Annotated in this window: 10 protein-coding genes and 2 pseudogenes; 1 reads left to right on the plus strand and 11 read right to left on the minus strand. The window is 68.0% G+C overall.

Going from position 1 to position 13,168, the window contains the following annotated elements; genetic code table 11:
• Positions 1–54: 54 nt before the first annotated feature.
• Positions 55–1,005 (minus strand): sporulation protein, encoded by a 951-nt coding sequence (locus NLX86_RS15395; RefSeq protein ID WP_254372251.1) that lies wholly within the window; start codon positions 1,003–1,005, stop codon positions 55–57.
• 472 nt (positions 1,006–1,477) lie between these two features.
• Between NLX86_RS15395 and NLX86_RS15400 the strand changes: the two are divergent.
• Positions 1,478–2,017 (plus strand): annotated as a pseudogene (locus NLX86_RS15400) (ion transporter); the annotation flags it as partial.
• On the opposite strand, the gene NLX86_RS15405 reads toward NLX86_RS15400, so the two are convergent.
• From NLX86_RS15405 to NLX86_RS15450, 10 genes and pseudogenes are all read right to left on the minus strand, one after another.
• Complete coding sequence (locus NLX86_RS15405) at positions 1,942–3,180, minus strand: multicopper oxidase family protein (RefSeq protein ID WP_374213889.1); 1,239 nt, start codon at positions 3,178–3,180, stop codon at positions 1,942–1,944. The pseudogene NLX86_RS15400 and the gene NLX86_RS15405 sit on opposite strands and share 76 nt — an antisense overlap.
• Positions 3,181–3,216: 36 nt before the next feature.
• A pseudogene (locus tag NLX86_RS15410) lies at positions 3,217–3,728 on the minus strand (multicopper oxidase domain-containing protein); the annotation flags it as partial.
• Positions 3,729–3,750: 22 nt separating this feature from the next.
• Positions 3,751–5,871 (minus strand): MMPL family transporter, encoded by a 2,121-nt coding sequence (locus tag NLX86_RS15415; protein WP_254372254.1) that lies wholly within the window; start codon positions 5,869–5,871, stop codon positions 3,751–3,753.
• Between the two features lie 178 nt (positions 5,872–6,049).
• Positions 6,050–6,307 carry a hypothetical protein gene (locus NLX86_RS15420; protein WP_254372255.1) on the minus strand — a complete coding sequence of 86 codons (258 nt, stop codon included), beginning with the start codon at positions 6,305–6,307 and terminating at the stop codon, positions 6,050–6,052.
• Positions 6,304–6,660, minus strand: coding sequence for a winged helix-turn-helix domain-containing protein (locus tag NLX86_RS15425; RefSeq protein ID WP_254372256.1), 357 nt, complete (start codon positions 6,658–6,660; stop codon positions 6,304–6,306). The genes NLX86_RS15420 and NLX86_RS15425 overlap by 4 nt, the downstream gene beginning before the upstream one ends.
• A gap of 86 nt (positions 6,661–6,746) precedes the next feature.
• Positions 6,747–6,887: a hypothetical protein gene (locus NLX86_RS15430; RefSeq protein WP_254372257.1), complete on the minus strand. Its 141-nt coding sequence runs from the start codon at positions 6,885–6,887 to the stop codon at positions 6,747–6,749.
• 296 nt (positions 6,888–7,183) lie between these two features.
• The gene (locus tag NLX86_RS15435) at positions 7,184–7,462 is read right to left on the minus strand and encodes a hypothetical protein (protein WP_254372258.1); all 279 of its coding nucleotides are present in this window, start codon (positions 7,460–7,462) and stop codon (positions 7,184–7,186) included.
• Positions 7,463–7,573: 111 nt separating this feature from the next.
• The gene (locus tag NLX86_RS15440) at positions 7,574–10,345 is read right to left on the minus strand and encodes a SpoIIE family protein phosphatase/ATP-binding protein (protein WP_254372259.1); all 2,772 of its coding nucleotides are present in this window, start codon (positions 10,343–10,345) and stop codon (positions 7,574–7,576) included.
• A 55-nt stretch (positions 10,346–10,400) separates the two neighbouring features.
• Positions 10,401–10,946, minus strand: a complete 546-nt coding sequence (locus NLX86_RS15445) for a thioredoxin family protein (RefSeq protein ID WP_254372260.1) — start codon at positions 10,944–10,946, stop codon at positions 10,401–10,403.
• 1,212 nt (positions 10,947–12,158) lie between these two features.
• Positions 12,159–12,812, minus strand: coding sequence for a DUF6602 domain-containing protein (locus NLX86_RS15450; RefSeq protein WP_254372261.1), 654 nt, complete (start codon positions 12,810–12,812; stop codon positions 12,159–12,161).
• Positions 12,813–13,168 lie beyond the last annotated feature (356 nt).

Here is a 13,168-nt window from a genome sequence, read left to right on the forward strand (position 1 = left end):
GCGCCATCGGGCGGCCCAGGGCGGCCGACGGGGGAGGGCGCCCAGCCTCGGGCCTCACTCCTCGTCGCTGCCCTCGTCATCTTCCGCGTCTTCGAAGGCGTCGCCGATCTCGTCGACGACTTCGGCGGCGACCATGCCTCCAGCCGCGACCGCCACGCCGGCGGCGACGCCGGCGACGGCTCCGGTGCCCGAACGGTGGTGGCCGCCGTGGTGGCCGGCGTGTTGTCCGTGGCGGTCGACGAGCTGCTTGGTCCAGGCATCGACTTCGGCATTCCAGTCGATGTGCTGGACGTTGTGGTGCGAGACGGTGAACCGGGTGACCGCGTCGCGGCCTTCGGAGCTGTATCCATTCAGGACGTGACCGCCCTTGTCCACCTCGATGACGACTTCCATGCCACCGGGCGTGGCGAGGAAGGTCACTTCGATCTCGTTCACCGCGTGCGCGTACTGGGCGGGCGGTGTGAGTTCGATCTCCTGGTAGAAGGGCAGTTGCTGGCCGGTGCCACGGATGCGGCCAACCTCCAGGTCGGCGGACTTGAAGCCGTATCCGAGGTGTCCGAAGGCTTCCAGGATTGCTTCCTGGACCGGCAGGGGACGCACCCGGAGCGGGTCGAGGTCGCCCTTGTCCTTCGCGTCGGCCACCGCCAGCTCGGTCCGTACGCCCACGCCGAGGGGCTGGCCGTGCAGTTCAGTCACCGGAGTCTCCCAGGGGAGGGAGGCGGTGAAGGGGACGCTGTGTTCCTCGCCTTCGGCGAGGCGGATGCCGCCGCCGATGGTGATGCGGTCGAAGACGACCGTGCCTTCGTGCTCTCCGTCGTGGCCTTCCGCCTCGACGCGGGCGACGAGGTCGAGGGTGATGTGCTCGATGGTCACGTCGGCCTGGCCGCCGCGCAGGCGGACCTGCCCGGACAGGGTGCCGCCCGGCGCGGCGGATCCGGTATCCAGCACGGTGTCGACCGAGGGGCCGCCGACACCGATGGCTCCGAGCAGTTTCTTGAACACCATCGCGGCGTTCACTCCTTCACATGGGTCTGCGAGGACCGCCAGGCGGCCGCTTCCAGCCGTCAGCGCCACTCTGTGGGCGCATTCGAATGCGCAGGGTAGTGCCTGGTTTGCGAATTGACGGTCGCCACCTGACGGCAGTTTGCCTTTCCTTTGCTATGAGTGTGCGGAGTTGCTTCCCCGTCCTAAGTCTCTGATCCGAGAAGGAGCTGCGGTCCCGCAATGGGTGAGCCTCCCAGTACGAGCCGTGCCATTCCCGCCCTGTCGAGTTGGGGAACGGGGGCGGCACGGTGACCGAAGTTCTCCTGCTGCTCCTGGCTCTTGCCCTGACGCTGGCCTGTGCGGCGAGCGCAGCGAGCTGGAGCGCGCCGCACAAGCCGGCGAGCGCGGCGCTGTGAGTGCACTGAAGGCCGCCAAGCGGTTGACCTTCCAGTTCTCCGGGGCCCAGCTGGTCCGAAGAGGAATGGATCACCCGATGTCCGATCGGACCGCCGGGCAGTTACGGCAGGCTCTTGCCGACCGCAGCCGTCGCATCGTGGACTCCACCGCTTTCAGCAGCGCAGTCTTCTGCCTCATCGCTGCCAACGCCGTACTCCTCGGCATCGAGACCTACAGCGGTGCCGTCGCGGCGTGGCATGACGTACTCAGTACGGCTGAGCATCTCTTCCTCGCCGCGTTCACGGCCGAGATACTGCTGCGCGCCGCAGCGCATGCCGACCGCCCCGGAGACTTCTTCCGCGATCCGTGGAACGTATTCGACCTGGCCGTCGTCGCCCTGGCCTTCATGCCGTTCGCCCGGGAGAACGCCACGCGGCTGCCGGGTCTTGCCCCGGTTCTGCGCGCCGCCCGGTTCCTGCCGCAATTGCGCATCGTGATCGTCGCTGTGGGCAAGAGCCTGCCCGGCACCTTGAGCTTCCTGCTCGTCGGCGCGCTCCTGCTCTACGTGTACTCCATGGTCGGCTGGGTGTTCGGCCGGACGCCGGAGCCGGACGAGCCGAGGGCGGTGCTGCGGGCGCAGATCGCGGCCGCGCGAGCGGCGTTGGACGAAGTCGAGAGGAGCCTGGCGGCACCCCGACCGGCCTGCGGATGCCGGCGAGCCGACGACGCGACACGAGTTACGTCGTGAGGGCCTGCCAACGGAGCCGTCGTGAGGTCGATCAATGGTGCGAACCGCTGCCGTCCTGGAGGACCTTGGAGACCTTGTCCTCGCGGCCGGGTTCGACGACCAGGAACTGGCCCCATCATTCCGGCGTCCTCGTGGCGCAGGATGTGGCAGTGGTACATGTACGGCCGCTCGTCGTCGGTCAGGGTGTCGAACTGGACGGCGAGTCTGATCGTGCCTGTGCCCGGTAGATAGGCGGTGTCCTTCGGACCGCGCATGAAGACGGGCGGCTCCTCGCCGAGTACTTCGAGGACATTGAACGTGGCGCCGTGGATGTGGAAGGCGTGGACCTGGCCATCGCCCCGTTCGATCTCCCAGATCTCCGTGGTCCCGGCGGGTACTACTTCGTCGACCCGGTCCATGGCCATGTCCCTGCCATTGATCTGGGTACCGCTGAATCGGAACCTCCGGGTCCGCGGGTTCTTCGGCACCTTGATGGTGGCCGGTGCGCCGGGGACCTGGGTGGGCAGTTCGGGGGACTCCTTCAGGGTCTTCGCCGCGCGCAGCGCGATGATGTCGAAGGTGTCGTCGCCGCCGGAGAAGCGGCCGCTCGGAAAGTCGACCTTGAGGTCGGGCCGGAAGCTGCGCAGCACCGCCTCCTCACCGGGCTTGAACGCCACGACGATCTCGGCCCGTTCGCCGGGCGCCAGCCGTAGCCGGGTCAGCGCCTGCGGGCGCTTGAGGAGTCCGTTGTCGACGGCGACCAGATGGAACGTGCGATCGTCGGGGAAGCCCAGCTGGTAGACGCGGGCGTTGGATCCGTTGAGCAGCCTGAAGCGCACGCGCTGTGTGGTGACCTTGAAGTGCGGGTCGTAGGTGCCGTTGACGAGGATGGTGTCGCCGAGCACGCCGACGTTGTCCGCTGCCGCGAGGTCCTCGCTGAGGGTGGTCTCGGTGAAGTCCAGTGAGCCGTCGTCGTGGAAGTTCTTGTCCTGGATCACCAGGGGGACGTCGTCCACGCCGTACTCGCCCGGCAGCCCCGAACGGAGCGAGTGCCGATCGTCCAGGATGATCATTCCGGCCACACCCCGGTAGACGTGCGAGCCCGTCGAGCCGTGCGGATGGGGGTGGTACCAGAGAGTGGAGGCCGGCTGGTGCACGGTCCACCCGGCCGCCAGTTCGCGCCCGCTGGGATCATCTGGTGTGGTCCGCCGTCCATCACGGCCGGCAGATGCATCCCGTGCCAGTGGAGGGTCGTGGCGTCCGGCAGGTCGTTGCGTATGGAGAAGGAGACCTTGTCACCGTCGCGGGCCCGCAGGGTAGGTGCGAGATAGGTGCCGTTCGCGCCCCAGGTGTCGGTCTTCTTGCCGGGAAGGAACTCGGTCTGTCCCGGGGCGAGTTTGAGTTCGTAGGTCTTGAGCCCGTCGGCGGAGGGCGCCGGGTCAAGCAGGTCAGGGATCTTCAGCGGATTGCGGAAGCCGAGCGTGCCGACGTTGCTTCGGTCGCGACGGTTGTAGGCAAACAGGAAGTTGGTTCCCCAGCCGGCGCCGACGACTGACGCGGTGCCTCCGACTGCGAGGAAGACCCTGCGGCGGACGGGGCGGGGAGAACGGGAAGCAGACATGTACTGGATCCTTTTCGGTTGATCAGTCGCAGACCGGTCCGTCGTGGGCAAGGGCCGGCAAGCCGGCGGCCTCCTCCTCGGGCCTGCGTTCCATGTGGCGGAAGAGGCGGCCGGGCCACCAGAACCAGCGGCCCAGGTCGAGGGCGAGGGCCGGGACCAGGACGGTGCGTACGAGGAAGGTGTCGAGCAGCACGCCGATGCCGACGATGACGCCCATCTGGGCCATGGTCACCAGGGGCAGCCCGGCGAAGACGGCGAAGGTCGCGGCGAGGACGACGCCCGCGGAGGTGATGACGCCGCCGGTGCTGGTCAGGCCCTCCAGTACGCCGCGTGCGTGGCCGAGCCGGTTGGCCTCTTCCTTGACCCGGTGCATCAGGAAGATGTTGTAGTCGATGCCGAGGGCGACGAGGAAGACGAAGCCCATCAGCGGAATGGACCAGTCGACTCCGGCGAAGCCCAGGACGTGCTCGAAGAGGAGGTTCGAGGCGCCGAGCGCCGCGAAGTAGGAGAGCACGACGGTGGCGAGCAGGAGAAGCGGTGCGATCAGGGCGCGCAGCAGCCAGATCAGGACGAGGAGCACGACCAGGAGGACCACCGGGATGACGGTCTTCAGGTCACGGTCAGCGGCCCGCTGGGTGTCCAGGGTCTGTGCGGTGGTGCCGCCGACGATGGCATCCGCGCCGTCGACCGTGTGCACGGCCTCGCGGAGATCACCGATGGCGTCCTTGGCGGCCTGGCTGTCCGGGGCGTCCCTCAGCACCACGGAGAGGGTGCTCAGTTCGCCGTCGTCCGTACGGTCGCCGTTCTCGACGCGGGCGACTCCGTCGACGTCTGACGCGGCCGCCTTCACCTCGACGGCCTGAGCCGCGTTGGCGATGATCTTCGCGGGATCGGAGGCGCCCGATGGGTAGTGCGCGGAGATCTTCTCCTGGGCGATGACCGACTCGGGCTTGTCCTGGAACATCTCGGACTGAGTCAGGCCCATGTTGATGCCGACCGCACTGAGCGCGAGGACGCCGGTGACGGCGATGGACATCATCCAGGACCAGCGGGGGCGCTGGGCGACGGCCGACCCGATCCGGGACCAGATCGTCGTCGCCTTACGGGCCGGGGTGCCGAACCGCGGTACGAACGGCCAGAACACCCAGCGGCCCGCGATCACCAGCAATGCCGGGAGGACCGTGATCATCGCAACGAATCCGCAGATCACGCCGACCGCTCCGACCAGGCCCAAGGAGCGTGAGGAGTTGATGTCGGCCAGCAAAAGGCAGGCGAGGCCAACCGCGATGGTGCCGGCGGACGCGAGGATCGCGGGCCCGGAGCGGCGCAGGGCGATCTTCATTGCCTCGTGCCGGTCCTCGTTGCGGTGGAGCTCCTCGCGGTAGCGGGCGATCAGCAGCAGCGCGTAGTCCGTCCCGACGCCGAAGACCAGCACCATCAGGATCCCCGCGCTCTGCGGATCGACGGGCAGATGCGCGTACTTGGCGAGCAGGTACGTGCAGACCTGGGTGAGGACCGCGGCGAAACCGACCGACATCAGCGGGAAGAGCCACAGGATGGGGCTGCGGTAGGTGATCAGCAGCAGCACCGCCACGACCAGGCCGGTGGCGATCATGAGGTTGGCGTCGAGTGAATCGAAGACCGCGACCTGGTCGACGAGCGAACCGGCGGGGCCGCCGACCTCGATGTCGACGCCGGGCGGGGCGTTGGAGCCGGCGATGTCGCGCAGCTCCTTGACCGCGTCGGTCACCTCGCCCTTGGTGTCGAGGGGGATGATGGTCATCAGAGCTTCGCCGTCCTCGGACGGGATGGGCTGCGAGACCTGCTGACCCTTGGCGGCGAAGTCGGCCAACGCCGTACGGTCCGCCGCGGCCTTCGACTTGACTGCGGCCGCGTCTTCGCCGGTGTAGACAACGACGGCCGGCATCAGGGCGTCTGTACGGAACTTCTCCAGTTCGGTGTTGACCTGCGCGGATTCGGCGCCGCGCGGCAGGAAGGCATTGGGGCCGGTCTCCTCGACCTCGGCGAGCTTGCCGGCCAGCGGGCCCAGCGCGACGGCCAGGATCAGCCAGGCCACCAGCACGAGCCATTTCGTGCGACGGCCCCCAGGGGCGCTCGCGGCACGCTTGAGCAGCACATTCATGAGTAATCTCCTCGTGTGGAGTACGACCGGTCGATGACCGGCTCGGGGCGCACGGGACCCGCACCGCGGCGTGATGGTTTGCCGACCTGCCGCGGCGTACGGGTGGGATGTGCCTGGGGTGTGTTCTCCATGCGTACGGCCGGGAGTTACCGCTCCCGGCCGTACCACTGCCGTACCGCTATTCGATCTCGCGCATCATCTTCTCCATCGACGTGATCGAGGTGCGGGCCTGCGTCAGCTCCTCGAGGGTGCGCCGGTGAAGCTCGACGTTGTCCTCCAGGAGTTCCGCGTACTTCGCCGCGAGCTGCTTGTACTGCTCCTCGCGGGACGCCATCATGCGGGCCCGCCACGTCGCGGCGGTCTGCCAGACGACCACGATGAGGAGGAGGAAGACACCGCCGGCGCCGACCACTCCCGCCCAGTCCGCTCCGTTCATCGCGCAGTCTCCTTCACTGTCTCTGTGGCTTCCTCGGTGATCGTCCGTGCCGCTTCGGCCACGGCCTCGGGGGTCAGCGCGTAACAGAACGGCGTGACCTCGAAGTACTTCATCGCCTTGCCGTCCTCCGACAGCTCCAGCTCGCCGGTGACGAGCCCCGCGGCCTCCAGCCGCTGCAGGTGCATGTGCAGCAGCGGGCGGCCCATGCCCAGCTCGCGGGCGAGCTGGCTGACATAGTTGCGGCCCCCGTCGACGAGGGCTGCGACGATCCGCATGCGATGCGGATTGCCGAGCGCCCCGAGGACCTTCAGCAGCTCGTCCCCGCTCGGCTGCGGGGCCGGGACTCCGGTCATCGGGACCCCCTTCCTACGTACCTGTCACTCAAAGCTGACACCCCCGGCTGCACCTGTCAAAGGAACCTGACACATATCAGGGAAACCTAGGGGAACCTCAGGGGCGGCACGGGCAGCTGACGGTAGGCGTCACCCAGGCCGAACATGGCGTTCTGCAGGGCCTGGCGGTCATCGAGGCGCTCCGCCAGGTCGGCCGCCTCGATGAACAGGTCGGCCGCGTGTGCCATCGGGCCTCCGCTCAGCCGGGCGTGCCCGAAGCCGATGCGATGGGCAAGCCGCTGTTCGAATGGGACGTCGTGTGGGCCGCCGACCAGGAGCGCGCCCGCACGGCCTACGCGGAGCACCTGGCCCGCCAGTCGCCCGCCCCGGCGCCGTCCCGGGGTACGGGTACCGATAGGAACCTGGCGCTTGGTTTGGACGGGGAGTCCCCAGACGGCGAGAGCAACCTGGCCCGAACCGAAGCCGGGGGCCCATCTATCAGCGGCCACGGCGACGGTGCTCCGAGCGGTCGGCGAGCCGCCGATTACCGGCGCACTCTGCGGGGTGGCCTGTCGAGCGCACGGATCGCGCTGGACGGTCTGACGGAGATCGATCGCACGGCCGGTAGCTGGCCGCCAGTGGTCGAACCCGCCGAGTTCGGGGACTTGGCCGTACCCACGCCTCGGCCCCACGCGAGCGCACCGGCGACCAGCGGCCCGAGGGCGGTCGCCACCGCCGCGTACACCATGTCGACGAGCGCGACCGCGGCGGCGGCGGCCTCGCGCCGCCCGCGCATGCCCTCCTGGATCAGCAGCACGCCCACGGCCCCCACCGGCATCGCCACCCCAGACCCGCGGCCGCGCCGGCGAGGGCTGTCGTCATCACATCGCTCATACGGGACACTGTCACGCTCGGTGTTGGCCGGCGGGGACTCTCACAGGGCCGGTACGTCGTCCCACAGGGTCGGCAGTCCGGCCTCCTGGACCGGCTTCCCGGCGCCGTCCGCGCTGTCCGCCGAGCCGGGGTGCAGGACCTGCTCGGCCCAGATGATCTTTCCGTCGGCCGTGTGCCGCGTCCCCCACCGCTTCGCCATCTGGGCGACCAGGAACAGACCTCGCCCGCCCTCGTCCGTCGTGGCCGCCCGTCGCAGATGCGGTGAGGTGCTGCTGCCGTCGGATACCTCGCAGATCAGGCTGCGGTCATGCAACAGCCGCACCCGGATGGGCTCGGAGCCGTACCGGATGGCATTGGTGATCAGCTCGCTGAGGATGAGCTCGGTGGTGAACCTCACCACGTCAAGCCCCCACTCCTCCAACTGCCGGGCGCATGAGGCGCGTACCCGGCCGACCTCCGCGGGATCGTTCGGTACCTCCCAGTGGGCGACCTGGCCCGGGTCCAGCAGCCGGGTGCGGGCCACCAGCAGCGCGATGTCGTCGCTACGTTCGGCGGGCAGCATGGTGCCGACCACCGACTGGCAGATTGCCTCCGGGCTCCGCTCCGCCCCCACGCCGGACAGCGCGCCGCGCAGCCGGTCCAGGCCGGTGTCGATGTCCCGGTCCAGGCCGGTGATGAGACCGTCGGTGAACAGGACCAGCCTGCTCCCCGCGGGCAGTTGCAGCTCCGCGGTTTCGAAGGGCAGGCCGCCCAGGCCCAGCGGCGGGCTGGCGGGGATCTCGGGGAAGTCCACCGTGCCGTCGGGGCGGATCACGGCGGGCCCGGGGTGACCGGCCCGGGCCAGGGTGCAGCGGCCGGTGACCGCGTCGTAGACGGCGTACAGACAGGTGGCCCCGGTGATCTGGGCGCTGTCACCGACGGCGGGCTGGTTCTCGTCGATCCGGATGACCAGATCGTCCAGGCCGGCCAGCAGCTCGTCGGGGGCCATGTCCAGGGCGGCGAAATTGTGGATGCCAGTGCGCAGCCGGCCCATCGTGGCCACGGCCTGCAGACCGTGGCCGGTCACATCGCCGACCACCAGGGCGACCCGGGCACCCGGCAGGGGGATGACGTCGAACCAGTCGCCGCCCACCGCCTTGGCAGGCAGATAGCGGTGTGCGACCTCCAGGGCGTCCTGCTCGGGCAGCCCACTCGGCAGCAGGCTGTGCTGCAGCGTGACGGCCGTGGTGTGCTCGCGGGTGAAGCGGCGGGCGTTGTCGATGCTCACCGCCGCGAGGGCGACCAGCTCCTCGACGAGGGAGACGTCCTCCTCGTCGAAGGGCTCGGGCTTCTCCGAGCGCCAGAAGGAGGCCATGCCGAGGATGATGCCCCGGGCCCGGACCGGCACAGTGATCAGGGAGTGGATGCCATAGCCGACGATCACCTCGGCCAGTGCAGGGTCCTGCTCCTGCCATCCGGAGAACGCGGGCAGCTCCGGCTCCAGCACCGTCCGGCCGCTCGCGAAGCCGAATGCCTGCAGGGTGTTCGGTGCGAGACTGATCAGCCGGCCGAGCGGATAGAGGGGGTGGTCGTCCCGGATGCCGCTGAGGGCGATCCGGCGCATCTCCAGCCCCACCGGCTCCTCGCCGCGCAGTACGGGGTCCAGCAGATCGACGCTGGCGAAGTCGGAGAACCGGGGGACGGCCGCCTCCGTCAGCTCCACGGCAGTGCGCACCACGTCGAGGGTGGTGCCGATCCGCACGCTGGCGTCGTACAGCAGCTTCAGCCGCGTCCGCGCCGCCTCGGCCCGGACGGCGAGCGCCTCCAGCTCGGTGGTGTCCCGTAGCGTCGCCACGCTGCCGGGCAGACCGCCGTAGGGGCCGGTCGGCCGCACGCTGACGGCCAGCAGCCGCTCCCCGGCCGCGTGTAGCTCATCGGTGGGACTGCGGCCGGAGGTCAGCAGCGCGACGAGGCCCTCGTCCAGGCCCAGCTCGGTGATGCTGCGCCCCTCCGCATCCGCGGGCAGCCCGAGCAGCCGCCGCGTCTCGTCGTTGGCCAGCAGCAGCCGGCCGTCCTCCCCGACAATGAGCACGCCCTCCCGGGCCGCGTGCAGGACCGCGTCATGGTGCTCGTACATACGGGCCATCTCTGCGGGGTCCAGATTGTGGGTCTGCCGCCGCAGCCGCCTGCCCACCAGCGCCGAGCCGGCGGTGCCCAGCGCGAGCACGATCGCCGCGCCCCCCAGCAGGGCCGGGAGTTGGCGGTTGACCACGGTGCTCACGCTTTCGACGGTGATCCCGACCCCCACCGTGCCGACAGTCGAGCCGTCAGCCGTGGTGACGGGGACCAGCGAGAGCACGGAGAGCCCCTCGGTGGTCTCGTCGATCTGCGTATGGGCCTGCTTCGGTACCTCGCCGCTGCCGAGGACGGGCTCCCCGATGAGGTCCGGGTCGGGGTGCGTATAGCGGATCCCCTCCGGGGAGTACGCGACGATGAGGTCCACGCCGGTCTGCTTCCGGATCTGCTCGGCACGCGGCTGCAGCACCTCGCTGGGTTCGGCGCTCGTCATGGCCGCCGCCGTCCCAGGAGCGTGCGCGAACGTCTCGGCGACGGCCATCGACCGGTCCCGGGCCTCACGCGTATTCTCGCCGCGCGCCTCCAGCACCAGCGTCCCGACGGCGGCAGCGATCAGCAGTACCACGACCACCAGCTGCAGCAGCAGCACCTGACCGGCGACACTGCGCACCCCGAGGAAGGAGCGCCGGGGACGCCCCGGGGATGCGCGGGACGGCGGGGCGGCAGACCGAACGAAACGCCCGAAACGCCCGAACATGCCCTCTTTCTATCACTCATCGATCACTCATCGATTGCTGGAGGGCGTGCGCTGGTCACGATCGCCACTTCACGGAACAGCCCATGCTCGGCCGATGCGGCTCGGGTACCGGCTCACCGGACAGTACGTGGACGATCGCGGCATCCAGCAGTTCACCGGTGACCGGTTTGCCGCTCCCCGGCGTGGACTCGTCCATCGCACCGCGGTAGGCCAGTCGGCGCCGGCTGTCGTAGAGGAAGAAATCCGGGGTGCAGGCGGCTTGGTAGGAACGGGCGACGGTCTGGTCGGCGTCGACCAGGTAGGGAAAGGTCCACGCTGCCCGCCGGGCCTGCTCGGCCAGGCGTTCGGGCCGGTCATCCGGATAGGCGTCGGCGTCGTTGGCGCACACGCCCACCACCGCCAGGCTCGGGTACCGGGCGAGCAGAGTGCCGAGTCCGCCCTCGACATGGCGCACATAGGGGCAGTGGTTGCACAGGAACGCGACCAGCAGCCCAGGCGCGTCCGCGAAGTCGTCGCGGCGGACAGTCCGGCCGGTCAGATCGGGCAGCGCGAAGTCAGGCGCGTGCGTACCCAGGGGCACCATCTGTGAGGAGACAGCCATATCGGCAGCCTAGGGGGAGGAGCCGCAGACTTCCCGGCTTTCCCCCTTGGCACCGGCCTGGTAGCCCATACTGGCGTTCCTCGTGGGGAGGAGTGAGCCTGTGGCGCTGGAGTTCGCCACCAGCCGTGCGCCTGTGCGTGCCTCGCAGTACCTGGAGCTGGTCCGTGCCGTGCGCATGGCCAGTGCAGCGGACGAGACGGACTGGTTGGAGTGAGTCGTCCCTCGACTTCTTGGCGGCGGACAGGAGCGACAAGAGCGCGATAGCGCATGTTGCCCGTGCTGTGATCGGGTTTGCCAACCGAATGCCCGACGTCGCTCTTCGCCATGTCGAAGGCCATGGGTACCTGGTTGTCGGAGTGGACCCCGATGGGTATCACGGGGTGGCGGAAATCGACAGCGTGGAGCTTGAACGGTGGATCACTCCCTACGTGGGCGGCATCGACTGGCGTCCCACGTACGTCCACGTCAGCGAGGAAGGGCACGCTCGACTGCCTGTCCTCGTCGTGACCGTCATGCCGCCGCGTTGGGCTGACCCCGTGCACTGCATGCGCAAGGAGATCAGCGCGCACGGTAAACGAGGTTCCGACGAGCAGGAGAAGGCCCGAAAGGAAGGCATACGCGAGGCCACGGTCTTCGTCCGTGCGGGCCGGACCGACCGGAATGGAGCGGGTGACGGGAATCGAACCCGCGCTCTGAGCTTGGGAATCGCCGTTGATTCGGCGCGCGTTGTGGTCCTGACCAGCGAGGACGCGTGCGGGAGCCGGCCGATTCGACCTGCTGCCACACCCGTCGTTGACCGCTGTTCCCCGACGCAACGGGCACGCAACGGGCACGCGCAAGCTTCTGATCCGTAGCTATAGCCGGATCGGTCAACGGCGGTCGTACCGGTCGCTTCACGGCCCTGGAGGGACACTACCGGACGCGGGCGGTTGCTGGGGTTGCGGTATGCCGCTGCTGTACGCAGCTTGAGGTCTGCCAGTTTCCAAAACGCCCCGACATCACCATATGGGAGTACGGCCTGGGGGCCACAGGGTGCCCGGATATTCAATTCGCGCGTAAGGTTCAGTTTCTGCTACGGACCGCATGTAATTATCCAGATAGAATCGCCCCTGCGAGGATACAGTGCGCTCCATTAGCATGTGAAGCATAGTATTAGTGAACACCATGAGAGCATTTTCTTTGAGGCGATAGAAATCCATGCATGGATCACCCTCATTCATGCTTGGATATTACAACCCCTTCGCGAAGAAAAAGAGTGACGTCGGGCCAAGAGTCCTCGGCGCTCTCCTCTATTTCTTCCGAAATCGCCTCCGGCTTCCTAAGGAAGTCGCCCCCACCTTCTATGAATACTGCGGCGGTGCCGATCCTCGGCCTCACGATGAGCGCACCATTGTGCTCATGCCCTGCCTTTAAGGCAACCACGTCCTGCTGGAGCATGGAGATCTCGTCACGAAGACTCGGAGAATAGTCGAGCGTGATGGAGCGAATCGTGCGCGTCTTTTCTTGGACGTCGCGCCAATCTTGCATTGACCAGCGACTCTTCGATTCGATGACTACACGAACCGATTCAGCGAAGTAGAACGAGTGGTCCGACATGGGTAGGCTTGGGTAATTCTGTGAATCCCAAAGCACGATGTCCGCTTCTCGACTGCGGCCAAACAACCCATAAACCATTCCCCTCCCTACCTCATACCTCCGCGGGATCACTTCTCGGAGGTATATGCGCTGAAACTCCTCGCGATGGCTTCCCGACAATCCGGAGTGCTCGCATACTGCAAGATCGGACGTCGCCAGAAGCTGGCGACTTTTCGCCTGGAAGTAATGCAGAACGCGGCTCTCTCCTGAACCGCTGCGGTCCTTCGTCACGACACCCCCAAGACAAGACGCGCCGAGCGTACGCCGTGACCGGGCTCGGCGGGACAGAATCGCTTGAGGTCGGTGGAGCGGCTTTGGGCGGGAGCTGCCATGGGGCGAGAGATCATGGCCCCTTACGCTGGCCGCGAATCGGGCAGCACCTCGCCTGCCCGCAATAGCCCGATCTGGGGCCATGATCTTAGAGGCTCGCCCCATGGTGGCTGCCTAAAGCCGTGGAACCGACCGGCCCCAGCCCCTGCCGGCCTTCTTGTACCTCGTCATGGTGCTCGCCCTAGGGTCTGTTGCGAAAGTGCTGGTCGCAGAAGTGCGTTGTCGGTCGTGTTGTGCTTGCATACCCCGGTGAATCG

Source organism: Streptomyces sp. A3M-1-3 (assembly GCF_024213665.1).
GTDB lineage: Bacteria > Actinomycetota > Actinomycetes > Streptomycetales > Streptomycetaceae > Streptomyces.